Genomic DNA, 25392 nt, shown 5'->3' with positions numbered 1-25392 from the left:
TGAAACGAGGTAATGTGATGACGATTAAATATTTAACAGCTGAAAGTGTATGTGCGGGTCATCCGGATAAACTTTGTGATTTAATATCAGATAGTATTTTGGATGCTTGTTTAACAAAAGACAAAGCTTCACGTGTGGCATGTGAGGTGCTTGCGACAAAAGGAAGAATCATCGTGGCGGGCGAAATCTCCTGTAGCGAAAAACTTAATCTTAAAGATGTTGTAAAAAGTGTATTAGTTGATGTGGGTTACAAACCTACAGATTTTAAAATATCTGTATATGTACAGAAACAAAGTACAGATATTGCACAAGCGGTAGATACAGCACTTGAAGCTCGTCAGAGAATCAAAGAGCCTTACGGAACAATTGGCGCAGGTGACCAAGGAACAATGTATGGTTATGCGACAAATGAAACAAAGGAAATGCTGCCATTACCATTAGTGCTTTCACATAAAATTGTAAAACGATTAGATGAAGTCCGCAAAGGAAAAATTATTAAAGGTTATTTTCCAGATGGGAAAGCCCAGGTCACAATTGAATATAAAAATAATCAACCAGTTAGAGTGAAAACAATCGTAGTATCTGTACAGCACGAGCCTTATAAAAGACAAACAGAAATTGAAAGAGATATTATTGAAAATGTCTTATGGCAGGTTTTTGAAGACTTCCCGTTTGATGAAAATACAGATATTTTAATCAATCCATCAGGGCGATTTGTTGTTGGAGGACCAACAGCTGATACAGGATTAACTGGGAGAAAGCTAATGGTTGACACTTACGGAGGTTTTACAGCGCATGGTGGTGGGGCATTTTCAGGAAAGGATCCTACCAAAGTTGATAGAAGTGGAGCTTATATGGCAAGGCATATTGCAAAGCATATCGTGTGGTGTGATTACGCAGAGAAATGTGAAGTAAGTATTTCATATGCTATCGGAAAGGCCAATCCTGTCGCATTTTCAATAAATACATTTGGCACGGGAAGTGTTTCAGATTCAATACTTGAACAAGCAGCTCTAGCAGTATTTAACTTAAAACCAGCAGCGATTATTGAATACTTACAGTTGCGAGATGTTCAGTATGCCGATACAGCAGTTTACGGACATTTTGATAGTTGGTTATATCCATGGGAAGACGTGAAAAGGTATAAAGAATTTAATCAGGCGGTGAGTAAACATGATTATAGAGAAGATTAAAGTGGAACAACTTATTCCCGCCGATTATAACCCACGAAAAGATTTACAGCCAGGCGATAGCGAATATGAAAAAATTAAACGGTCACTTGAGGAATTTGGATATGTTGATCCAGTCATTTGGAACAAGACAACTGGAAGAGTAGTTGGTGGACATCAACGATTGAAAGTTCTAGCAAGTATGGGAAGAACTGAAGTCGAATGTGTCGTGGTCGAATTAGACGAAGAAAAAGAGAAAGCATTAAACGTTGCTTTAAATAAAATTAGCGGTGATTGGGATAAAGAAAAATTAGCTGTACTTATGACAGATTTAGATGCAGCAGACTTTGATGTTTCACTGACAGGTTTTGACGCTGCTGAAATTGATGATTTGTTTAAAGATACACTTCGAGATGGAGTAGAAGATGATGACTTTGATGTCGATGAAGAACTTCAAAACCCACCAATAACAATGCAAGGTGATATATGGCTTTTAGGTAGACATCGACTTGTATGTGGAGATAGTACGAAAAAAGAAACGTTTGATAAGTTAATGGAGGACAAGAAAGCAAACTTAGTGGTCACTGATCCACCTTATAATGTTGATTATGAAGGCAGTGCGGGGAAAATTAAAAACGACAATATGAATAATGATACATTTTACCAGTTTTTATTGGATGCTTTTACGAACACAGAAGATGCGCTTGCGAAAGATGGCAGCATTTATGTGTTTCATGCGGATACAGAAGGTCTTAATTTCCGCAGAGCATTTGAAGAAGCTGGTTTTTATTTATCTGGAACTTGTATATGGAAGAAACAATCACTTGTACTTGGCCGTTCACCTTATCAGTGGAAACACGAACCGATATTATTTGGCTGGAAAAAGAAGGGTAGACACCGCTGGTATTCAGATAGAAAGCAATCGACTATTTGGGAGTTTGATAAACCAAAACGGAATGCCGACCATCCAACGATGAAGCCAATTGCCTTAATCGCTTATCCAATTATGAATTCAAGTTTAACAAACAGTATTGTACTTGACCCGTTTGGTGGTTCTGGTTCGACTTTAATTGCATCGGAACAAACCGACCGAATATGTTACATGATTGAATTAGACGAAAAGTTCTGTGATGTGATTGCGAAAAGATACATTGAACAAGTTGGTACAGATGAAGATGTGTATGTCATTCGAAATAATAAAAGGATTGCTTATAGCGAACTTGAGGTGAGTGAAAGTGCGTAAACTTACCTTAGGTTCGCTTTTTGATGGTTCAGGTGGGTTTCCTCTTGCGGGTATCATTTGCGGAATTGAACCAAAGTGGGCATCTGAAGTTGAACCATTTCCAATTCGTGTTACATCAAAACGAATTCCTCAAATGAAACATTTAGGGGACATTAGTTCAATTAATGGAGCTGAAATTGAACCAGTCGATGTTATAACGTTTGGTTCACCATGTACGGATTTATCAATTGCAGGAAAACGAGCAGGACTAGACGGAAGTCAGTCCTCTTTATTTTATGAAGCGATGCGAATTATAAAGGAAATGAGGTGTAAAACAAATGGTGAATATCCAAAATACGCAGTGTGGGAAAATGTCTGTGGAGCCTTCTCCTCAAATAAAGGAGAAGACTTCAAAAGTGTCATCGAGGAATTCTGTAAGGTCAAGGTCGAGAAAGTTGATATCCCTAAACCAGATAAATGGGAAAATGCAGGTGAAGTGTTGGGAGATAACTACTCAATTGCCTGGAGAGTCCTTGATGCGCAATATTGGGGAGTACCCCAGCGAAGAAAACGAATCTTTCTTGTCGCAGATTTTAATGGAAGAAGTGCATCCGAAATACTATTTGAGTCAGAGAGCTTGCGAGGGCATTTTACGCAGAGCAAAAAAACGGGGCAAGAAACTACCGGAGATACTTCAAAAAGTGCTAGAGAAACAAGCAATATCTGCTTAAATGACCAAGGTGGTAGCCGAATGGATGTAACCAAAGGGGTAACAGCAACTTTACGAGCAAAATCAAATCATCCACCACTTGTATTCGATAACCATGGAAGGGATGCAAGAATTAAAGGACCGGTTGATGTTGCCCAGACCGTTGTGTCGTTATATGGAACTGGTGGAAACAATCAGCCATTTGTTTTAGAGAAACCGAGAACCTTTGATATTCGTTTGACATCTGAAGGAACGGTTAACGTTCGAGCAAATATTTATGAAAGTGATGTGTCAAGAACAATAGATACATCAGGCAACTCACCGAACAGTAATCAAGGCGGAATTGCAATTGTGAGTAGTAAAGATGAATTAAGAAAAGGAAAACAATCAACCTATTCATCTAGTAAAAACTCACATTTTACAAGCGCAGAAAAAGAACTCGCTAGTACGCTTGTTGCTACCGATTATAAGGATCCGCCATTAGTAAACGTAGAAGATTTAATTGTGAGAAGATTGACTCCCACTGAGTGCGGGAGATTGCAAGGTTTCCCAGATGGATGGTGCGATAACTTAAGTGAAGACAACCCATCGGATGAAGAGATTAACTTTTGGGAGAAAGTGTGGGAAACGCACCGACAATTGATTAGTAAAAATAAGCGACCTAAAACTCGAAAGCAAATCGTCAAATGGTTAAGCCAGCCACATTCTGATACTGCTGAATATAAAATGTGGGGAAATGGAGTCGCACTTCCTTGTGTTATATATGTTTTAACTGGAATTGCCATACAATTAAATAAAGATTAGGAAGTCAGATGGAATCTGTTCAAAACACTTGATATAAACACCTTTTAGAGTGATATATGTATGTACCAAAATTGAAAGGTGGAATAAAAAAATGATTGTAAAATTTAATGTGAAGGGAAAAGAACGGAAAAAGTTAGTGGAAGCAATTAGTGAACATTTGAATATTCCTTTTGAGTATAAAGGAACACCAAGCTTTGCTTACGAGATTGGAGAGTATGTAGTTGATAGGGTTGGAACATTGGAAGGCCCAACTAAAGACGAGTTAATCCATGCATTAAAAAGTAAATATAACTTTGAAGCAGAGCGGGATGAGCAAACGGAAACTTATACACTTTCCATTGAATACCCGTTGGATTCTTTCGATGAACAAACAATAGAGAACTTAGAAAAGTTAATCCAAAGTAAAAGTACACTAATTAAACGGGCACTAGCTATTGAAACAACTAAAATTGTACTGGAAGATGACCGTATAAGTTTTCCTTGGTTTGAAAGAGAGTTGACACCAGAGGAACTAGAAACATATACAAAATTCATTGTCGCATTATGCGAAACAGCTCTGAAGCAAAAACGAGTGACGGCAGTTGAAAAACAAGTCGAAAACGAAAAATATGCATTTCGATGTTTCCTGTTAAAGCTGAATTTTATAGGCGGTGAATATAAAGCCGACAGAAAGCTTCTGATGTCAAAGTTGTCAGGTGATTCTTCATTTAAAAGAACAAAAAAGATGGAGGAAGCTTCATGAACAACATAACGAAAGAATCGCTGACCAAGTTAAAAAAACAATATCAGCCTGGAACAAGGGTACGTTTGATTGAAATGGATGATCCATATTCAAATTTAATTCCAGGTGATGAAGGAATAGTTTCCTATGTTGATGATATAGGAACGATACACATTAAATGGGATAAAGGAAGTTCACTCGGGATTGTATTTGGCGTCGATAAGTGTCTAATCATCGAACAATAAAAATACATTCAAAAAAGTGTAGATAACACTTGCTATATAAGGCTTTTAGAGTGATATATGTATGTAACAAAAACACACATACACTCTAAAAGGGGATGATAAAATGTTAAACGCAAAATTTGGAATTGAAATTGAATTTACAGGAATCACAAGAGAAAAGGCAGCGAAGGTAGCCGCAAAGTTTCTTGAAGGCGAATACATCGAAGGTGGAACATATTACGATGTAAAGAAAGTGAAGGCTCCAGACGGACGGATATGGGAATTTGTTTATGACGGAAGTATTCGGACGCAAGTTAGTCGAAGCGGTAGAAGGGTTAATGCAAACAGAGATTATAGTGTTGAAATTGTAAGCCCAATTCTAACCTACCGAAAAGACATTGATACTTTACAGGAGCTTGTTCGAATGATACGGAAAGCGGGAGCCTTTACAAATTCATCTTGTGGCATTCACATTCACTTAGATGGTAGTCCACATACACCAAGAAGCATAAGAAACTTTGTAAACATCATCGCAAGTAGAAACGACTTATTTTACAAAGCACTAGAAATCAAGAATGAGAGAATGCGTTATTGCAAACGGATGGATGACATTTTAGTAGAAAAGATGAATCGGAAAAAGCCAAAGACAATGCGGGAAATTGAAGACATTTGGTATGAAGGATACAGCGAAAGCAGAAGTAGACACTATCATAATAGCCGATACCATTTCTTAAATCTACATAGCTTTTTTAGAAGAAACCGAACGGTTGAGTTACGAGGCTTTAACAGTGTCCTTCACGCAGGGAAAATAAGAAGCTTCATAGTTTTATCCCTAGCAATCAACAATCAAGCATTAACACAGAAAAGCGCTTCATCGAAAAAACCACAAGTTGAAAATGAAAAATTTGCCATGCGAACATACCTCAATCGAATCGGATTGATTGGAGAAGAGTTCGCAAACTGTAGGGCACACTTAACCAAGCCTTTGTCAGGCTCAGCAGCGTGGAGGTTCCGGGTTGGATAAGCTACCCGGAATCATTCAAAAATAAATTGTGAAAGGATTGACATGATGGGTAAATTATATATTGCTTACGGATCAAATTTAAATCTAGAACAAATGGCAAATAGATGTCCGACTGCAAAAGTAGTAGGACCAAGTGAAATAAAGGGGCACAAACTCGTTTTTAGGGGGCCACACGCGCATGCAGTTGCAACGGTTGAACCATGCAAGGGAGAAAGCGTTCCGGTCCTTGTGTGGCAGATTACCTCTAGTGACGAAAAGGCACTTGATCGTTATGAAGGATGGCCACATCTGTATAGAAAAGAAATGATGAAAGTTAAAGTAGATAAAAAGACAGTAAATGCGATGGTCTATATTATGAATGAAGGCAGACCACTTGAGCAGCCGAGTTGTTACTATTACTCAACCATTTTAGAAGGTTATCAAAGCGCAGGATTTGATGTCGAATATTTACGTAGAGCAGTTGAGAATTCATATAAAAAAGACGGTGTTACTTTAGAAAACGAATCTAATGGAGGGAAATTAGTGTAGTCCGAATAATATGATAATATATAAGCAAAGTTGAACACACTAGGTGAATGGAAAATACCAAAAAAGGACTGCCTAGATGGCAATCCTTTTTATTAAATGCTAAGGAATTTGTCACTTAGTTATTAAACAATTTATAGCTATTAAATACTGATAAAAATTGTTCGAAGTTAATGTTCCTTAAATCCTTTATTTTTGCATAACTTAAGGCTTTATTAAACTGGTTTTTAGTAAATAGTTCTCTGTATTCTTGGTTAACCCATTTCATAACAAAATTATTATATATTTTTTTATCTTTGTGTGATATTTTTGATGGGTGTCTTTTTAACATAATTAAAGAACTATTAATTTTAGGTTTTGGATGAAAGTATTCTTTAGGGATTTTACTTAATATGGATATATCTACTTCAGTCATTAAAAGTAACGCTAGAGAACGATTTGTATTGAGTAGCCTTTTAGCAAATCCTTCCTCGACTATTAAGTAACTAACTGTTGCATTACTTTCAAAGACAATTTTTCGTACTATATCCGTACTTATATAATAAGGTATATTACCATAGATTTTATATGTTCTGTTGTTTGGGAACTTGAACTGTAATATATCCTTATTTATAATTCGAAAATTATCGTAATTTGTAACTTTATTTTGTGTTTGAATACATAAATTTGAATCTATCTCGATAGCTGTTACATAATTACATTTTTGAACCAGTTCTAGTGTGAAATGGCCTTTTCCTGAACCAATTTCAAAAACATTATCATCGCTATTTAATTCTAAATTACTCATAATTTTATTTATATGTCGTTTCGAGGTAATAAAGTTTTGACTAAATTTTATCTCTTTTTTGTTCATTATAACCCACTCCAATATAATAAGGTATATTACCATAGATTTTATATGTTCTGTTGTTTGGGAACTTGAACTGTAATATATCCTTATTTATAATTCGAAAATTATCGTAATTTGTAACTTTATTTTGTGTTTGAATACATAAATTTGAATCTATCTCGATAGCTGTTACATAATTACATTTTTGAACCAGTTCTAGTGTGAAATGGCCTTTTCCTGAACCAATTTCAAAAACATTATCATCGCTATTTAATTCTAAATTACTCATAATTTTATTTATATGTCGTTTCGAGGTAATAAAGTTTTGACTAAATTTTATCTCTTTTTTGTTCATTATAACCCACTCCAATGTGGTTATAATGAATTTTCTATATTAACAATTCATTATAACCAATTATTTTTCATTTGGTTGATAATGAACTGTATTTATTACAAAAATGCTAAAAATACCCAAGTGCTAATTCTCCTTCCGTTTTAAGTGTTAAAACTTAGACGAAAATGGAGAAGTCAATTACAAATAATGAACAATTACCCATTTAAATTCCTCCTTGTTAAACCTAAAGTTATTTTAACACATAAATTGTGAATTAAACAGTGAATATTGTTCTGCAAAAGGGTACAGATTGTGGAACAATTAAATAGATGTCTTAAGCTCAGATAGCAATCTGGGCTTTTTTGTCGTGCAAAACTTTATAAATTCATTTAGTTTTTTTATTTGCTAAGGGGGTGGTTATAATTAGAAAGCTAGAAATTTATAAACCAACAATCTTTAAAGCTGAACAATCTTACTACGATAAGGATGCTGCTGATATGGCAGTAAACTTTATAAGTTATTTAAAACATACAAAAGGTGAATGGTTTGGAAAAAACTTTGACTTGATAGATTGGCAGGAGCAGATTATTCGAGATGTATTTGGGACGATGAAGCCTAATGGCTATCGACAGTTTAATACTGCCTATATTGAGATAGCTAAGAAACAAGGAAAGTCAGAACTTGCCGCTGCGGTTGCCTTACTTTTAACATGTGGTGACTTTGAACATGGTGGAGAAGTATATGGATGTGCTGCGGATAGGCAACAAGCATCGATTGTATTTGACGTTGCAGTTGATATGGTGGAACAGTCACCCGCACTTAAGGCACGATTTAAACCCGTCCTTTCACAAAAACGATTGATTTATAAACCATTGGGTAGTTTCTATCAAGTGTTATCTGCGGAAGCTTATACAAAACATGGATTGAACGTCCATGGGGTAGTTTTTGATGAGTTACATGCACAACCGAACCGAAGGCTATACGATGTTATGACTCATGGTTCAGGGGACGCAAGGAAACAACCATTGTATTTCTTAATCACAACTGCAGGAAATGACCAGCATTCAATATGTTACGAAGTACATCAGAAAGCAAAAGATGTACTTGAGGGAAGAAAAATAGATCCTACTTTTTATCCTGTTATCTATGGTGCAGAGGAAGATGATGATTGGACAGACCCTGAAGTTTGGAAGAAGGCAAATCCATCACTAGGAATTACAGTAGATATAGAGAAAGTCGAACAAGCATGTGAAAGTGCGAAACAGAATCCTGCTGAGGAGAACTTATTTAGGCAGTTACGATTGAACCAATGGGTAAAACAATCTGTCAGATGGATGCCAATGGAAAAGTGGGACAGATGTGGTTTGCCAGTTGACCCTAAAAGGTTAATTGGTAGAGAGTGCTATGCGGGTTTAGACTTATCATCGACAACAGATATCACAGCATTTGTTTTAATCTTTCCACCAGAATATGAAGATGATAAATATGTTGTTTTGCCTTACTTTTGGATACCTGAAGAAAACATTAGACAGCGTGTGGATAGGGACAGAGTACCTTACGATGTGTGGGAGCAACAAGGTCACATGCAAACAACAGAAGGAAACGTTGTTCACTATGCTTATATTGAAAAGTTCATCGAAGAATTAGGAAAGAAATACAATATAAAGGAAATTGCCTTTGACCGTTGGGGAGCTGTTCAGATGACGCAAAACCTCGAAGGATTAGGCTTTACTGTAGTTCCTTTTGGACAAGGTTTTAAAGATATGAGCCCATCATCAAAAGAGTTGATGAAATTAACATTAGAAGAAAAACTTGCTCACGGCGGACATCCAGTTTTACGTTGGATGATGGATAACATTCATGTTCGAACGGATCCAGCTGGAAACATTAAACCTGACAAGGAAAAATCAACGGAAAAGATTGATGGTGCGGTGGCAACAATTATGGCACTCGACCGAGCGATAAGAAGAAGCGGAACAAGTGATTCCGTTTATGATGATAGAGGATTGATTGTGTTCTAACGTTGAGGAGGTGATGTTCATATGCGGTGGTTTACAAATTTATTTAAAGCAAGAGATAAACCACAAAACTATTCATTTGGGAGCAATTATAGTTTCATCTTTGGAAATTCTAGTAGTGGAAAATCCGTTAATGAATTTACAGCAATGCAAATGACTGCAGTATATTCGTGTGTACGCATATTAGCTGAAGCGGTAGCTGGTTTACCACTGCACTTATATAAGTACACAGATACAGGTGGGAAGGAAAAAGCAATATTCCATACCTTATATTTTTTACTTCATGACGAACCAAATCCTGAGATGAGTTCATTTGTGTTTAGAGAAACATTAATGACTCATCTTTTATTATGGGGAAATGCGTATGCTCAGATCATTCGCAATGGAAAAGGGGAGGTTATTGCACTTTACCCACTTATGCCAAATAAAATGTCAGTCGAAAGAGATGCGAGAGGTAATCTGTATTATTTATACACAAAAACATTTGAGGAAATGAATGGGTCAGAGAAGACAACTATTGCATTAAAAGCTGAAGATGTACTTCATATACCCGGACTTGGTTTTGATGGTTTAGTTGGATATTCACCAATTGCGATGGCTAAAAATGCAGTGGGTCTAGCAATGGCAACTGAGGAATATGGTGCAAAGTTTTTTGCTAATGGAGCGGCACCAGGTGGTGTCTTAGAACATCCGGGAACTATCAAGGACCCCCAAAGAGTAAAGGATAGTTGGAATAAAGCTTATCAAGGTTCAAGTAATGCCCATCGAGTTGCTGTATTAGAAGAAGGGATGAAGTATCAACAAATCGCAATTGCACCCGATCAAGCACAATTTCTTGAAACAAGAAAATTTCAGATTAACGAGATTGCTCGAATTTTCCGAGTGCCACCTCACATGGTAGGTGACTTGGAAAAGTCGAGCTTTTCTAATATAGAGCAACAATCGTTAGAATTCGTTAAATACACACTTGATCCATGGGTTATTCGGTGGGAACAAGCAATTAGTCGTTCACTATTTACTAAAAGTGAAAAGAAAGCGTACTTTGTGAAATTTAATGTGGATGGATTGCTTAGAGGTGATTATGCTTCACGAATGAGTGGCTATGCAACAGCAAGGCAAAATGGCTGGATGAGTGCTAATGACATTCGTGAACTTGAGAATTTAGACCGGATACCGGATGAACTTGGGGGAGATTTATATTTAATCAATGGGAATATGACGAAACTCCAAGACGCAGGTGTGTTTGCAAAGAAATATGAAAAGGAGGAAACCGAAGATGAAGAAGTTTTGGAACTGGACAAAGAATAATGAAACTGATAAACGAACCCTTCATTTATATGGGGCAATAGCAGAGGAGAGTTGGTTTGATGATGAAGTCACACCATCTGCCTTTAGGGAAGAACTCGTGCAAGGCAAAGGCGATATTGAAGTTTGGATTAATTCGCCAGGGGGTGATTGTATTGCAGCTGCGCAAATTTACAACATGTTGATGGAATATCCAGGTGATGTCACTGTCAAAATTGATGGGATTGCCGCATCGGCAGCATCTGTGATTGCGATGGCAGGCACTGAAATTCAAATGTCACCAACGTCCCTAATGATGATTCATAATCCATTTACTGTCGCAATTGGTGATAGTGAAGAAATGAAAAAGACGGTGCATATGCTTGACGAAGTAAAAGAAAGCATTATTAACGCATATGAAATTAAAACAAGTTTATCAAGAAATAAACTATCCGAATTAATGGATGCTGAAACGTGGCTTAATGCACATAAAGCAATTGAACTCGGATTTGCGGATGCCATTATGTTCGCAAATGGTAAAGATGAAAACCAACCTGAGAACAGCTTTGTTTTTAGTAGACGAGCAGTAACAAATTCATTAATAAACAAGATACAAAAACCACAAAAAGGTCAATCGGTTGATCCGCTTTATGAGCGGCTTAATTTATTGAAATATTAGGAGGAAACCAATATGAATAAAATTTTAGAATTACGTGAGAAAAGAGCAAAAGCATGGGAGGCTGCTAAAACTTTTTTAGATACTAAACGTGGAAGTGATGGTTTGGTAGCGGCTGAAGATGCACAGATGTATGATCGTATGGAAGAGGATATTATGAATTTAGGCAAAGAAATTCAACGATTAGAACGGCAAGAGGCTTTAGATGCAGAATTAAATCGTCCAATAAATACACCTATCATTGGAAATCCATCTGTTCCAGGAATGGAAACAAAGAGTGGACGAGCTTCTGAAGGTTATACAAAGGCATTCTGGAATGCGATGAGAAGTAAAAATCCAACACAAGAAATTATGAACTCACTATCAGTGGGAACAGATTCAGAAGGAGGATTTTTAGTTCCCGATGAATTCGAGCGTACACTTGTACAGTCATTAGAAGAAGAGAACGTATTCCGAAAACTTGCTAAGATTGTAAAAACGTCCAGTGGCGATCGTAAAATTCCAGTTGTCACTACTAAAGGTTCAGCGGCATGGTTGGATGAAGGAGAAGAATTTGAAGAAAGCGATTCAGTGTTTGGACAGACTTCAATCAGTGCTTATAAGTTAGGTACAATGATTAAAGTTTCGGATGAATTATTGAATGATAGTGTATTTAATTTAGAGAATTACATTTCAACTGAATTTGCTCGAAGAATTGGTGCTAAAGAGGAAGAGGCGTTTCTTGTCGGTGATGGAGCAGGAAAGCCGACTGGAGTGTTTCATGATACTGGTGGTGCAGAATTAGGAGTTACTGCCACATCAGCAACAGCTATTACTGCAGATGAAATTATTGACTTAGTTTACTCTTTAAAAGCACCATATCGTAAAAATGCTGTATTCATTATGAATGATGCAACAATAAAAGCAATTCGAAAATTAAAAGATGGTCAAGGTCAGTACTTATGGCAACCATCACTAACTGCCGGTACACCAGATACGATATTGAATCGTCCAGTATTCACTTCAGCTTATGCACCGACTATTGAAACGAAAGCAAAGTCTATTGCCTTTGGTGATTTCGGATATTATTGGATTGCAGACAGACAAGGTCGTTCATTCAAGCGTTTAAACGAACTTTTTGCAACAACAGGGCAAGTTGGTTTCCTAGCAAGTCAACGTGTCGATGGAAAGTTGATTTTGCCAGAAGCAATTAAAGTCTTACAACAAAAATAAATAAAGGAGTAGAATGCGATGGGGTATAACGCTAAGAATTATACGGAACAAGGCGGAGAAAAAACGGTGATTGGCGGGGAACTTGTTATTGAAGAAGGGGCGAAGGTCACTGGCCTTCCTTCTTCTTCAAATGAAAAAATGGCAAATCAATCGGATAGTACAGCAGAAACAATAGAAGACTTAGTTGCGGATTTTAATGCATTACTATCGAAATTAAAAACATCTGGTTATATGTCAGAAGAATAAAGGTGGCGAAAGTGATGACATTACTAGAAAAAGTAAAGACTAATTTAATACTCCAACATGATAAAGATGATGCTTTAATAGAAATGTACATCACTGCCGCCATTTCTTATGCAGAGAGTTATCAACATATTAAAGAAGGCACATATTTAGATGAGAATATGCCCGCGACAACGGAACAAGCGGTTATCATGTTGGCATCACACTTTTACGAAAGTCGAGATGGCAGTACAGGAGGATTTTTCGCAGATAGCGCACTTGCTGGAGAGCAAGTTTGGAAAACAGTCAACCTTTTATTAAGGCTAGATAGAGATTGGAAGGTATAGCGTATGAGTTTTGGTAAAATGCGTACATTTATCGATATCGTAACACGTGAAATTGTAAAAGATGAAGAGTCTTTCAGTGAAGAAACCGATAGAATCCTAGCATCTGTGACAGCATACAAAGAAGAACGCTTTGGTAGTAAGACTTGGGCAAATAGGGCAGCCTTTTCTGAAGCGAATGCGTTATTTCGTTTTAGAAACATTCCCGATTTAACCATTAAACCGAAAATGTTTATTGTATGTGATGACGGACGATATGAAGTAGTAAGCGTTGATAATGTGAAAAATAGAAATATGTATATCGAGGTTTTAACAAAAAAGGTGGTGGCATCAGATGGCTAAAGTTAATATTAAAATGCCAGAAGAATTCTTGATGAAGATTTCAAGATTGGGAAGTAAAACAGATGAAATCGTTCCGAGGGTTCTTGAAGCAGGAGGAGCAATTGTATTAGATAAAATGAAGTCTAATTTAAGCTCGGTTATTGGGAAGGACACAAAACTTCCGAGTAGATCAACTGGTGAGTTGGTATCTGCATTAGGAGTATCACCTGCCTTAGTTGACCGAAGAGGAAATCATAATGTTAAAGTAGGGTTTAATGAACCACGTAAAGATGGGGTTAGCAACGCTAAATTAGCTAATATAATCGAATACGGAAAATCGGGTCAACCTGCAAAGCCATTTTTAAAACCAGCAAGAAGAACATCAAGGCAACCTTGTATGGATGCGATGATTAAAAAATTGGAAGAAGAAGTGGAAAGCATATGAATGTATTAGCCGAAGTAACTCAAATTGCGGAACAATGTGGTATTCCAGTTGAAACTGGAATATTCTCAGATACTGCTCCTGATTTATACATTGTCATTACACCAATTGTAGAGATGTTTGAATTACATGCAGATAATATTCCAAAGTATGATGTTCAAGAAGTTAGAGTGTCGTTGTTTTCAAAAAAGAATTATACAATAATAAAAAATAATCTAGTCCGCACTCTTCTAGGTGCGGATTTTGTTATTACGGATAGAAGGTATATTGGTCATGAAGATGATACGGGTTACCATCATTTAGCGATTGATGTAGCAAAATATTATGAATTTGAAATGGAGGAATAATTTATGGCGACTATTGGTCTTGATCGGCTTTATTATGCAAAAATAACAGAAGGAGAAAATGGTGAAGAAACCTATGAAACCCCTACTTCTTTAGCAAAGGCAATCAGTGCTGAACTATCTGTTGAGTTAGCTGAAGCGACTTTATATGCAGATGATGGTGCGGCTGAAGTGATTAAAGAATTTCAAAGTGGAACACTATCGCTTGGTATTGATGATATTGGTGTGGCTGCGGCTAGTGATTTAACAGGTGCAACAATTGACGATAATCATGTACTGATATCTACAAGTGAAGATGGTGGAGATCCAGTTGCGATTGGTTTTAGGGCGAAAAAGGCAAATGGGAAATACCGATATTTTTGGCTATACCGAGTGAAATTTGGTATTCCAGCGACAAACCTCGCAACAAAAGGGGATAGTATTACCTTCTCTACACCAACAATTGAAGGTACGGTTTTACGGAGAAACAAGCTTGATGGTCAAGGAAAACATCCATGGAAAGCGGAAGTTAGTGAAGGTGACGATGGTGTGAATCAAGAAATAATTACTGGTTGGTATAGTGAAGTGTATGAACCTGTTTTTGCTGCGGGGACTGAAGGATAAAAGGAGCGATCAATTATGACGAATGAAAGAAGTGCTAAGATTACGATTGGTGGTTTGGACTATGAATTAATCTTAACAACAAAAGCGACAAAGGAAATTGCAAAAAGGTATGGTGGCTTAGAAGATTTAGGTGAGAAGTTAATGAAAGCTGAAAACTTTGAGATGGCTTTAGATGAAATTGTCTGGTTAATTACCTTACTTGCCAATCAAAGTATCTATATCCATAATCGATTGAATGAAGAAAAGAAAGAATTGTTAACGGAAGACGATGTGGAACTGTTAACATCTCCTGTTGAAATGGCAACTTTTAAAGATGCCATTATGGAAGCAATGTTTAAAGGGACAAAACGATATATTGAGTCGGAGGAAACCGATACAAAAAACGAAGTGGTCGAGTAAACGATGAAGAAATGTTTGCTCGACTTATTTATTATGGAGTTACACAGCTAAAAAGGACTGAAGAAGAAGTATGGTTGATGCCTATTGGCCATTTGCTTGATCAATGGGAAATCCACAAACAATACACAGGTCTTGCAAAACCTAAAAATGAACTATCGATTGATGATGTTATTCCGTATGGCATTTAATAAATTACAATTTAGTAGTACTTCGACTATAATATAAATGCTACACATACTTATCTACTAGAAGAAAGAAGTGATAATAATTAAAATTAAAATCAATTTTTTTAATAATGATTTAATCAAAGCAATAGGTTCAGGGGTCTATGAAATAGTTATTAGTAAGGATGGAGATTCTAAAGTACTTTATGTAGGAGAATCGGTATTTGTTTTAGTAAGATGTGCATCACACTTGTATGAATTGAAAAAGAGTCCAGAATATTTTGGGTTTACTAATAAAACGATATGTGATGAATCAATAACATTAGAATTTAGGTTAATTGGTAATGAAAAAAGTAAAAAAGATCGAAAGATAAAAGAATTAGACTACATTAAGAAAAATTCTCCTCTTATACAAAGTGGAATTTCAGATCGTATGAAAAAAATTGAAGATAAAATAGAATCACTTACGGACTTTTTAAATGATAAGGTAGGTAATTAAAAAAATACATCGAGAATATTTATATGAACAAGATAAAGGACAATCAATAGATTGTTCTTTTTTTTATGCTCATTTTTAAAGGAGGTGGCAGTATGGCGGATAATTTTGGGCTTAAAATTGGTGTTGAAGGGGAACGAGAATTTAAGAAATCTCTACGGGAAATTAACCAAAGTTTCAGAGTGTTAGGTTCTGAAATGAAGTTAGTGACATCAGAATTCGATAGAAATGATAAATCTATTAAAGCAATAACCGCAAGAAATGCAGTATTAAATAAAGAAATTGATGCACAAAAGGAAAAAGTATCAACGCTAGAAAAGGCCCTTGCCAATGCTGCTGAATCCTTTGGAGAAAATGATAGAAGAACGCTATCCTGGCAAACTCAGTTAAATAATGCGAATGCGGAGTTAAACAACTTAGAACGTGAACTGAAGGACTCGCAAGAAGAAGTAAAGAATCTTAACCGAGAAAAAGTAGAAAAACTTGTAAATGGATTAAAAACGGCGGGTGAAATTGCTGGTAAAGTCTTGGTAGCGGGTTTAAAAGCAGCAGCTGCTGCAATGGCGGCAATCGGAACTGGTGCAGTTGCATCAGGTAAGTTTATAAAGGATTCTTTAAATGTTTATGGCGAATATGAAGATGCGATGAAACAAGTTCAAGCAACAATGGGACTAGCTGGTGAAGAAGGGGAAGAAGCTTTTAATAAATTATCTCAAGCAGCAAAAGATGCGGGAGCAAGTACACGTTTCTCAGCATCAGAATCAGCTGAGGCATTAAATTATCTTGCTTTAGCGGGATATGATACAGAACAGGCGATAGGAGCACTTCCAGGTGTGCTTACACTTGCTGCCGCGGGTGATATGGATTTAGCAAGAGCATCTGATTTAGTGACAGACTCGATGGCAGCTTTAGGCCTTGAAATCGCTGATATGGACATGTACATGGACAAAATGGCAAAGACATCACAAAAGTCCAACACAGATGTACAGCAATTAGGTGAAGGAATACTTGTTGCGGGAGCGACAATGAAAAATGCTGGGCAAGATTTGGATACTTTGAATGTGATGTTAGGAGTCCTAGCGAACCGAGGTATTAAGGGAGCAGAAGGTGGAACGAAACTTAGGAACATCATTATGTCTTTAACATCTCCAACTTCAGCTGCTGCAAAAGAGTTAGAAAGTTTAGGTATAAGTGTCACTGATTCATCAGGGAATATTCGAGATATGAACGACATATTTACTGATTTAAATAAAGAACTTGATGGATTGTCAGAAGCAGATAAAATGAACGCATTAAGTAATATTTTCAATAAACAAGATCTAGCGGGCGTTAATGCATTACTATCTGGAACTGGCGATGAGATGAATAACCTATATAAGGAACTTGAAAATGCTGATGGTGCCGCACAGCAAATGTCAGACACGATGGAAAGTGGACTAGCGGGTTCTGTACGAAGTTTAAAATCAGCCTATGAAGGACTACAAATCGTTATCGGAGAACAGTTTGCAGAAATGGCCCAAGGGGCAGTTGGTGATGTGACAGAATTAGTTCGAGATATAACTGAAATATTAAATGATGGATTTCAAGAAGGTGATATTACCGCTATAGGCGAGAGAATATCATCTTTTTTAATTCAAGGAATTAATCGAATTACAGAGTATATCCCGGGTGCCATTGATATGATAGCCACAATGCTAACAGAGCTGGTGAATGTATTGGTAGAACTTTTGCCTACTTTACTGCCACCTTTATTAGAAGGTGCGATTGCTTTATTAACAGGAATTATTGAGGCGATTGTAGGGAATATCGAGCCGTTAGTGGAAATGGTCGTATACTTAGTAACAACTGTTGCGGAATTTATTATTGAAAATTTACCTATTTTAATTGAAGCGGCCATCCAAATTGTTATCGCATTAGCGAATGGGATAGCAGGTGCCTTGCCACAGCTAATTCCAGCGGTTATAGATGCAATCATTTTAATAGTGGATACGTTAATCAATAATTTAGGGCAAATATTAAATGCGGCTCTTCGAATTATTATGGCTTTAGCTGAAGGTATTGTTGCAGCTTTACCTAGATTGATAGCTGCCTTACCACAAATAATAAATTCAATTATTAACTTTATTACCTCAAACTTACCGATGATTATCGATATGGGGATCCGTATCATTTTGCAATTAGTAGTAGGCATAATTAAAGCTATACCTTCCCTGGTCGCTGCTTTACCACAAATTGTGATGGCATTAATTACGGGAATAGGAAAAGCAGCAATTGCAATTGTCGAAATCGGTCGAAATATTGTACGTGGTCTTTGGGATGGAATTGCCTCCATGGTTACTTGGATCAAAGATAAAATCAGTAATTTTGTAGGTGGAATTGTAAGTGGAGTAAAAGGTTTACTTGGTATTAAATCTCCATCAACTGTATTTGCTGGTATTGGTGATGATATGGCTCAAGGTTTAGGGGTTGGTTTTGATAAGGCAATGAGTCAAGTATCTGAAGATATTCAAGATGCAGTTCCGACAGACTTCGACATTCAATCAAACGTGAATGTTGGGGCAAATGGTATCGCAACGAGTCAAGATGGCTATGGTTCCTTAATTACAATCCAACAAATGATTGTCAGAAGTGAAGATGATATTAGAAAGGTTTCACAAGAATTATATAACTTGATTCAAACAGGATCTCGAGCACAAGGAAGGTTTGTGCCAAGTTAGAAAGGAGTGGGCTGCATGGGGTTTACATTTGATGGCGTTCATTCGAAAAATATGAAAATCACTGCAATAATTGTTAGTTGGCAAGTTTCTCCCGCTCCTAGAAATGCATTTGAAGTAATACCTGGTCGAATGGGAATTGCCGATCTAGGTTCAGATACATCAGAAAAATATATCAAAGTCATTTGTAATATTTTTCCGCAGCAGTCATTTACCGAAGTGATTCATCTATTGGATGATGTAGCTGAATGGTTGAACCCTAATTTAGGATTAAAACAATTAGTGCTAGACGATATTCCAAACAGATATTTTTTAGCACGTTTAGTAGAGGAAGTGGATTGTGAACGAATATTAAGAAGTGCAGGTTCCTTTGAACTTACATTTGTTTGTCCAGACCCTTATGGTTATGCGATTACAGATGAGCAATTTACGATTAATTCTACTGGTAGCCATGTAGTTGAAAGGGAGTTAGGCAATATAGAGTCCTTCCCGATATATCGGATGAAAGGGAACATCAGTAGTTCAAGTTCGACATTTTTAACGATTACTACAAATGGTGAGAGTTTAAAAGTTAATGGACCATTATCATCAAATGAAATATTAATCGTTGATAGTGGATTGCTGACGGCAAAAATAACAGATACAAGTGGAAATACGGTTCGTAATGGTTTATCTGTTTTAGATGAGTTAAATTTTCCAGTTTTATATCCTGGTAGTAATGAAATAAAAGTAAATAGTACAGGAGCAGCATTTACGGAACTTCACATATTAAGTCAAAGTAGATGGAGGTGATTTTATTATGGCGATTAAATCGGTTGTAACATCTCAAACAGATTTTACTGGTGAGTTTCCGATTCATGATGAAACAGTCGCATTATGGCGTTTTAATGAATCACAACCAAATGAAAGTAAGCTGATAGATAGTGGCACAAATAATCATCATTTTACTATATCAAATTGGTCTGGAACATCTGCCAGTTTAGTGGCAGGGAAGTTTGGGCGATTTTTCAGGCAGAATATTGTCAATCCAACAAGTGAAAAGACGTATCTCACCGCTACCAATGATGGTAGCTTTTTTACTGATTTAGGGGAGAAAATTGTTGTCGGTGGCTGGATAAATCCAACAACCTATTCAATCGGTCAAACATTTATTCCTATATTTAGTACAAGAAATGGACCAGGACAACCAATTTTCTATATATCTTTATATCAAGGTAGACTACGATTAATGCTTTATAACAACGCGGGGACATTAATTTATGATACATCCGAGACACCAAGTATTAGCTTTGTAAATAATGGTTGGTATTTTATCACAACAATCATAAATAAGGCTGATAAAACAATTCAAAACTTTATCGGCGATCGCTCGAATGGGGCAACTTGGCAATCACCTGTAAGAAGTTATACAGGTGTATTGAATGAGGAATGTACCGCTGATATTGTGATGGGGATGTTACAAGATACGTATTACTATGCAGGTGGTTTCGATGATTGGTTTTTTGAGAAAGATTCAAAGTTAACAATGGAAGATATACACCTATATTTTAAATCTTCTATTCAAGCAAATGGTGCGGATAGTGCAGCTCAAGTCGATGCATTAAAAGAGCCAGGTGCTGTTGTTTTAAAGCAAGAGGATAACAAATATCCAAGTAGTGGTGTGCTCTATACAGTACCTAAAGAGTGTAGTTTAGGTGGCAATGGTAGAGTTTCAGTAACTAGTGAATATATTGCTGGAACAACTGCGATTAGTTTAGTAGAAACATCCACATCAGATGACCTTGAGGATTGGACTTCGTGGCAAACAATTGGACCAACAGGTGAATTAATTTCACCTAATAGAGCCTATATCCGCTATCGAATTACTTTAACGACAGAAGATGAAACGAAAACACCGAAACTAATAGAAGTTGTATTGCATGATATCCCAAAACCCGCCTATGAAAAGCTTGGATTTGCTAGGCCTGTCGTTTTGGATAGTAATGGAGCATGGGATGCAGTTTTAGAAAATGCGTTTGATGTCATTGTTACAAGTGAAATTAATGGTGCTGACATCTTAGAGTTTAAGATTCCTTTTCATGATTTAAAAAGGGAAAGTATTGAAAACGAAAAACAAATTCAAATCGTAGACGATGTGTATCGCATACGAACGATAACGGATGAAAAAAGCCAAGAAGGTAATATCATCACTCACGTATATGCAGAAGCAGATTTTTATGACTTAGCTTTTAGTACGGACAAACAGCCTATTGAATTTAACGCGGATACTGCTGATGTCCCAATGAAATATGCGTTAGAAGGAACGGAGTGGTCTGTTGGGAATGTAAATGTAACAACAAAGCGAACATGGGAATCGGAAGAGAAAAATGCATTATCTATATTACGAGAAGTGCAAAATATCCATGGTGGAGATTTAATTTTTGATAGTGCGAATCGTTTAGTTCATTTACTGACATTTGGCGGGAAAGATAGTGGTGCGTTATTTAGTTATAAAAAGAATATGAAAAGTATTCAAAGAACAGTGGATACAAGAAGTTTAGTGACAAGATTATACGCATACGGTAAAGATGGCATGACATTTTCATCTATCAATAATAACAAAGCATATGTAGAGGATTATAGTTTTACATCGGAAGTTCGAATTGCAACACTTGATGCCTCATCATTTAGCAATCCTTATCAAATGTTGGAATTTGCAAATATGAGATTAGGACAATATGCAAAACCGAGAGTGTCGTATGTTTTAACAGCAATGGACTTGTCTGTTCTAACGGGTTATGAACACGAAGAGTGGGATTTAGGAGATATCGTTACGGTAAACGATAAAGAATTAAACTTACAAGTGAAAACTCGTATTGTACGCAGACAATATAACTTACAAGAACCATGGAAAACAGTGATTGAACTGTCAACGAAATTAAAAGAATTAGGTGATTCATCAGCCCAGTGGGATAAGGCTGCAGATATGCTACATGACACAGATGTGCTTGATCGGCAGGAAATAAAAGATTTAGTACCGTTTAATCATTTGAGAAATTCAAGGGCAGATGATGGATTTACGTATTGGGTGAATTCTGGTTTTACAGTTGACCCTAATAACGGTGCAAGTGGTGATGCTTCATTTAAAGCTGAAGGTGTTTTGGGTATGACGAAATCTATGTATCAAACCGTATACCCAGCAAATCGAAAAAATTATACAATATCCGCTCAAATTGGTTCAGAGAATTTGGAAAAAGGACCAAATGGACAAGTAGGTATTGAGCTGGAAATTGAATACGAAGATGGTTCGATTGAAAAAAGAATCATAGATTTATATTAGAGGTGTTGGCAATGGTGTTTTTAACTCAAACTGCACATGCAATTACTCCAAAAGGATCTGGGAAAATTAAGAAATTAACAATTCGATTATTTGTAAAAGATTGCACTGGGGCAGTGTATTTTACAGATATTCTTTTGCAAGGTGGCTCAATCGCTACTGGTTGGGTTGGGCATGTATCAGAAATAAAGTGGACACTTGATGGTTAGGTGATTTGAATGGCGATGCAGTTTACTCGATTTAGTGAAACGATACGTGTGAAAGAAGATAAAAGAGTCGTGAATGTAACTTTGAAATTGTTCGTTACAGACTGTACGGGGACGATTTATTATACAGATATACAACTTCAAGAAGGTGATAAGTTAACAGGATATGTCTTAAATACAGAAACTTCACTTGAAAAATATAGAGAAGAAAGCGAGGTTGTCCCAGTTCGTTTTTATAACGGAGTGGTTAGAAGTAAAGAAACAATTGTCATATTTAATCTAGGTACAACTGCAGCTGGACTAGATTGTCATATTACACCACTACAAGCAATGAAAGCGGGAACTATTAAACTATCGCAAGGCTATGGTTCGCATCGTATGAATTTTAAAGCTGCCGCAAATTCGGACGATACATTTTCATTATTGGCTTCCAAAAGACAAGTATTGCGAAATCAAAGTAAAACAGAAAAAGAAGGGTTCTATCAATATACTGCAGCATCTGATAGTAAGCACATTGTAGAACTCGAAGAAGGAAAAGCAGCTCGAGTTTTATTTGAATTCCAGGAAATGCAAGAAGGAAGTGGCAAGCAATGAGTCAATATCTCGAAGGTAAAAAGACAATGGTGTGGAGTTTCATGGGAAATGCAAGAATGTACGAAGCATTAAATAATTATGGTGATAGGCTTGACACGGTCGGTATATTTACATTTGAGGTAGATATTACAGGCACTATTAAAGAAACAGGGACAAGTATATCGAGCATGATGCCATATATCAACAAATGGTCGCATATAAAATGGTTGCTAACAATCATGAATCATGGAACGGCATCTATATTTACAGCAATCAGAAATAACACGAATGGAGCAAAAGATAAATTTTTATCAGAAATCGTTCGAATCATGAATAAGTATCCATGGTGTGATGGTGTTGATATTGATTTGGAACGTGGTGGTGGCTATGAAAACAAAGATGCCGCAAACCTTTTATTTAAAGATATTTATCAAACTGTAAAACAGTACGATTCATCAAAGCTTGTCAATATTTGCTTACCTGGGATGACAGGGGTTCAAGGTTCTGTTGGTGGAGAAAACTGGTGTGTATATGAAGATTTAGATCCTTATTGTGATACAGCTGCGATTATGAGTTATGGGATGGCTTGGGCAGGTTCGGCTCCTGGTCCTGTTTCCCCGCGAGATTGGTTGGAAGGTATTTATAATTATGCGACGAGCGTCATGTCACCTAAGAAGATATTTTTAGGACTTCCAGGGTATGGCTGGAACTGGCGAATTGACGACACTCCTCAAAACTTAAATAGGGTTTATCGAGGTACATCTAATACGTATTATGCAGCACAGCTTTGGATGATAGGAGGATATAATTTTACAGATGATGCACCACCACAACCAATGATTCCTATCATTGCTTATTGGGATGATTACGATAAAGTCCCCTGGGCACTGCCGCATGTTTATGATTATATGGAAGGTCCAGATGCGATTGCACGAACCAATCCATTAATTGCAGAAGATTATAATCGAAGAAGTTTTTTAACAGCATATAGTAAACAACAAAAGACAGAGTTCGGAAATATATTTATTGAACGTCTAGGGAGTAATTATGATAGTCATGCTGGAATTGTATCTGATTCCTCTCAGATGGTTACTCTTGGAGAGAACGGTGAAACGACCTATAATTTCACTTTGCAATCCAGTGGAACTTATGACATTGCAGTAAGAATTGGATTTCCTTTTTGGGATAAGAATTCGATTAAAATATCGATTGATAGTAATGAAACAACCTTTAATGAAAATAGGCTGTGGTGGCCTTATTGGAGAACGACTTGCTGGTTAACGTTAAAGAAGAATATATCCTTAACAGCAGGTGCACATACCATCAAAGTTAAAGCAGGAATACCTGGTGTACAGTTTTATGGTTTTAGAGTTTGCTCAGACTTTCAACAATCATCTAGCGCGGGTGAAGCGGAGTTCTTACTTGCTCCAAGAAAATTTAAAGGGGTAAATGGTCAAATGGTGGAACCGGATCGGGCATTTAAATTAACGACTGAAGTATTGAGAAGAAAGCCAGACTCAGCCCTTATCTGGTACGAGGACTTCAGGGATGAAAATCCGCTGCCTAGCAATTATTGGACAACCCTAAGCGGTGAATGGGAAGTATGGAAAAAAGATGAATTTAACAATCCACGACCTTATGCACAACTCGATGGAACAGGTAAATTGACCTGGAGATATTCCGATTTTAAAGATATACACATTAGGGCGAGAATTGGATTTCCACAAAACGGAAGCGGGCGAGCGGGGGTGTTCTGTGGCGATTTGTTTTGTTGTTTAAACTACAGTACCCAGCGCTTGGAGTTGTATAAAGGTAATTTACTGTTAGGAAGTTATAAAGTTCAAATAGAACGCACCCCAAATGCTAATTTACGAACTTCACCTAATCTTTATACGATTGAAATGCGGATACGAAATAATTCTGTCAGGGTGTATTCCGGGGCAGCAAACACATTCAGATTTAAAGTGGATATAAATGATTTCAGTGGAGGCTATGCAGGAATTCGTTCAGATAACCGCATGATATCTGACTTACTTCGTTTAGGAGATGCATGGACATACGAACCATATGAAAGTGTAGATATAACTTTTCCAAATGGAAACACAGTAGAATTCGGAAGGATACCAAGAATAGGTGTTACTTGGAATAACGAGTTTCAGGTCTTTAAAGTAAATAATGATGTGGAGGAGATAAGCACAAGAAGTGATGATATATCAATGGACTATGATTTCTTCCACTCACAAGAATTACCACTAATTGCGGGAAATGATTATACCGTCAAAATAAAACCAAAGGACATTAACCTTTGGATATCACGTTTATTTTTAGGAGATGCGGATGGTTTTTCAATTCTTTATTATCAAGATGTTGATAGCTTGGTTTATTGGGCAAATGAGGCAGCTTACAGGTGGAAATTACGAGGCATTGCCATTTGGTCATTAGGGCAGGAGGATATGCGAGTTTGGGAAGCATTACCAAAACAAATATAAACATTTAA

The 25392-nt window shown here is 36.8% G+C and carries 27 protein-coding genes and 1 pseudogene; 25 read left to right on the top strand and 3 right to left on the bottom strand.

The window, feature by feature from the left end; genetic code table 11:
* Window positions 1-17 precede the first annotated feature (17 nt).
* The 7 genes from metK to ABU914_RS04950 all read left to right on the top strand — a co-directional run bounded on the left by metK (window position 18) and on the right by ABU914_RS04950 (window position 6401).
* Window positions 18-1193, top strand: a complete 1176-nt coding sequence (metK, locus tag ABU914_RS04980; RefSeq protein WP_379668635.1) for a methionine adenosyltransferase — start codon at window positions 18-20, stop codon at window positions 1191-1193.
* The gene (locus tag ABU914_RS04975; RefSeq protein WP_379668634.1) at window positions 1174-2412 is read left to right on the top strand and encodes a site-specific DNA-methyltransferase; all 1239 of its coding nucleotides are present in this window, start codon (window positions 1174-1176) and stop codon (window positions 2410-2412) included. Before metK ends, ABU914_RS04975 begins: the two co-directional genes overlap by 20 nt.
* The gene (locus tag ABU914_RS04970; protein ID WP_379668633.1) at window positions 2405-3904 is read left to right on the top strand and encodes a DNA cytosine methyltransferase; all 1500 of its coding nucleotides are present in this window, start codon (window positions 2405-2407) and stop codon (window positions 3902-3904) included. The genes ABU914_RS04975 and ABU914_RS04970 overlap by 8 nt, the downstream gene beginning before the upstream one ends.
* Window positions 3905-3995: 91 nt before the next feature.
* Window positions 3996-4646 (top strand): virulence protein, encoded by a 651-nt coding sequence (locus tag ABU914_RS04965; protein WP_285615195.1) that lies wholly within the window; start codon window positions 3996-3998, stop codon window positions 4644-4646.
* The gene (locus tag ABU914_RS04960) at window positions 4643-4870 is read left to right on the top strand and encodes a DUF4314 domain-containing protein (protein ID WP_257455549.1); all 228 of its coding nucleotides are present in this window, start codon (window positions 4643-4645) and stop codon (window positions 4868-4870) included. Before ABU914_RS04965 ends, ABU914_RS04960 begins: the two co-directional genes overlap by 4 nt.
* Before the next feature lie 103 nt (window positions 4871-4973).
* Window positions 4974-5873 (top strand): amidoligase family protein, encoded by a 900-nt coding sequence (locus ABU914_RS04955; protein WP_379668632.1) that lies wholly within the window; start codon window positions 4974-4976, stop codon window positions 5871-5873.
* A 42-nt stretch (window positions 5874-5915) separates the two neighbouring features.
* Window positions 5916-6401: a gamma-glutamylcyclotransferase family protein gene (locus ABU914_RS04950; RefSeq protein WP_078756219.1), complete on the top strand. Its 486-nt coding sequence runs from the start codon at window positions 5916-5918 to the stop codon at window positions 6399-6401.
* A gap of 115 nt (window positions 6402-6516) precedes the next feature.
* Here the strand turns inward: ABU914_RS04950 and erm are convergent, their stop codons facing one another.
* The 3 genes and pseudogenes from erm to ermCL form a co-directional block, all read right to left on the bottom strand.
* Window positions 6517-7251 carry a 23S ribosomal RNA methyltransferase Erm gene (erm, locus tag ABU914_RS04945; protein ID WP_070458552.1) on the bottom strand — a complete coding sequence of 245 codons (735 nt, stop codon included), beginning with the start codon at window positions 7249-7251 and terminating at the stop codon, window positions 6517-6519.
* A 13-nt stretch (window positions 7252-7264) separates the two neighbouring features.
* Window positions 7265-7582: pseudogene (locus ABU914_RS04940) on the bottom strand (23S rRNA (adenine(2058)-N(6))-methyltransferase Erm(C)); the annotation flags it as partial.
* Between the two features lie 60 nt (window positions 7583-7642).
* Window positions 7643-7702 (bottom strand): 23S rRNA methylase leader peptide ErmCL, encoded by a 60-nt coding sequence (gene ermCL, locus ABU914_RS04935; RefSeq protein ID WP_123317386.1) that lies wholly within the window; start codon window positions 7700-7702, stop codon window positions 7643-7645.
* Between the two features lie 281 nt (window positions 7703-7983).
* Here ermCL and ABU914_RS04930 point away from each other — a divergent pair, with 281 nt between their 5' ends.
* The 18 genes from ABU914_RS04930 to ABU914_RS04845 all read left to right on the top strand — a co-directional run bounded on the left by ABU914_RS04930 (window position 7984) and on the right by ABU914_RS04845 (window position 25384).
* Window positions 7984-9582 carry a terminase large subunit gene (locus tag ABU914_RS04930; RefSeq protein WP_205178098.1) on the top strand — a complete coding sequence of 533 codons (1599 nt, stop codon included), beginning with the start codon at window positions 7984-7986 and terminating at the stop codon, window positions 9580-9582.
* Between the two features lie 21 nt (window positions 9583-9603).
* Window positions 9604-10887 (top strand): phage portal protein, encoded by a 1284-nt coding sequence (locus tag ABU914_RS04925; RefSeq protein ID WP_379668631.1) that lies wholly within the window; start codon window positions 9604-9606, stop codon window positions 10885-10887.
* On the top strand, window positions 10856-11542 hold the full coding sequence (locus tag ABU914_RS04920; RefSeq protein ID WP_211651034.1) for a head maturation protease, ClpP-related: 687 nt from the start codon (window positions 10856-10858) through the stop codon (window positions 11540-11542). Before ABU914_RS04925 ends, ABU914_RS04920 begins: the two co-directional genes overlap by 32 nt.
* A gap of 12 nt (window positions 11543-11554) precedes the next feature.
* Window positions 11555-12751: a phage major capsid protein gene (locus ABU914_RS04915; RefSeq protein WP_379668630.1), complete on the top strand. Its 1197-nt coding sequence runs from the start codon at window positions 11555-11557 to the stop codon at window positions 12749-12751.
* A gap of 18 nt (window positions 12752-12769) precedes the next feature.
* A complete protein-coding gene (locus ABU914_RS04910; RefSeq protein ID WP_061114370.1) occupies window positions 12770-12997 on the top strand; it encodes a hypothetical protein in 228 nt (75 codons plus the stop codon).
* Window positions 12998-13011: 14 nt separating this feature from the next.
* Window positions 13012-13320: a head-tail connector protein gene (locus tag ABU914_RS04905; RefSeq protein ID WP_328018864.1), complete on the top strand. Its 309-nt coding sequence runs from the start codon at window positions 13012-13014 to the stop codon at window positions 13318-13320.
* Between the two features lie 3 nt (window positions 13321-13323).
* Window positions 13324-13659, top strand: coding sequence for a head-tail adaptor protein (locus tag ABU914_RS04900; protein WP_061114368.1), 336 nt, complete (start codon window positions 13324-13326; stop codon window positions 13657-13659).
* On the top strand, window positions 13652-14083 hold the full coding sequence (locus tag ABU914_RS04895) for an HK97-gp10 family putative phage morphogenesis protein (protein WP_205178016.1): 432 nt from the start codon (window positions 13652-13654) through the stop codon (window positions 14081-14083). Before ABU914_RS04900 ends, ABU914_RS04895 begins: the two co-directional genes overlap by 8 nt.
* Window positions 14080-14427: a hypothetical protein gene (locus tag ABU914_RS04890; RefSeq protein ID WP_328018832.1), complete on the top strand. Its 348-nt coding sequence runs from the start codon at window positions 14080-14082 to the stop codon at window positions 14425-14427. Before ABU914_RS04895 ends, ABU914_RS04890 begins: the two co-directional genes overlap by 4 nt.
* Window positions 14428-14430: 3 nt before the next feature.
* A complete protein-coding gene (locus ABU914_RS04885; protein ID WP_379668629.1) occupies window positions 14431-15027 on the top strand; it encodes a major tail protein in 597 nt (198 codons plus the stop codon).
* A gap of 15 nt (window positions 15028-15042) precedes the next feature.
* On the top strand, window positions 15043-15426 hold the full coding sequence (locus tag ABU914_RS04880; RefSeq protein WP_205178010.1) for a hypothetical protein: 384 nt from the start codon (window positions 15043-15045) through the stop codon (window positions 15424-15426).
* Between the two features lie 258 nt (window positions 15427-15684).
* Complete coding sequence (locus tag ABU914_RS04875; protein WP_379668628.1) at window positions 15685-16089, top strand: hypothetical protein; 405 nt, start codon at window positions 15685-15687, stop codon at window positions 16087-16089.
* 92 nt (window positions 16090-16181) lie between these two features.
* Window positions 16182-18803, top strand: coding sequence for a phage tail tape measure protein (locus tag ABU914_RS04870; protein WP_379668627.1), 2622 nt, complete (start codon window positions 16182-16184; stop codon window positions 18801-18803).
* Between the two features lie 15 nt (window positions 18804-18818).
* Entirely contained in the window at window positions 18819-19592 is a 774-nt protein-coding gene (locus ABU914_RS04865; protein WP_379668626.1) for a distal tail protein Dit, read from the top strand.
* Window positions 19593-19599: 7 nt separating this feature from the next.
* Window positions 19600-22119, top strand: coding sequence for a phage tail spike protein (locus tag ABU914_RS04860; protein ID WP_379668625.1), 2520 nt, complete (start codon window positions 19600-19602; stop codon window positions 22117-22119).
* Between the two features lie 11 nt (window positions 22120-22130).
* The gene (locus ABU914_RS04855) at window positions 22131-22325 is read left to right on the top strand and encodes a hypothetical protein (RefSeq protein WP_379668624.1); all 195 of its coding nucleotides are present in this window, start codon (window positions 22131-22133) and stop codon (window positions 22323-22325) included.
* Window positions 22326-22334: 9 nt separating this feature from the next.
* On the top strand, window positions 22335-22916 hold the full coding sequence (locus tag ABU914_RS04850; RefSeq protein WP_379668623.1) for a hypothetical protein: 582 nt from the start codon (window positions 22335-22337) through the stop codon (window positions 22914-22916).
* Window positions 22913-25384, top strand: coding sequence for a glycosyl hydrolase family 18 protein (locus tag ABU914_RS04845; protein ID WP_379668622.1), 2472 nt, complete (start codon window positions 22913-22915; stop codon window positions 25382-25384). The genes ABU914_RS04850 and ABU914_RS04845 overlap by 4 nt, the downstream gene beginning before the upstream one ends.
* Window positions 25385-25392 lie beyond the last annotated feature (8 nt).

This window comes from Pueribacillus sp. YX66 (assembly GCF_041725775.1).
Lineage (GTDB): Bacteria > Bacillota > Bacilli > Bacillales > UBA6769 > Pueribacillus.
Note: the sequence above shows the minus strand (reverse complement) of the source record. Positions and strands in the feature narration are given on the sequence as shown.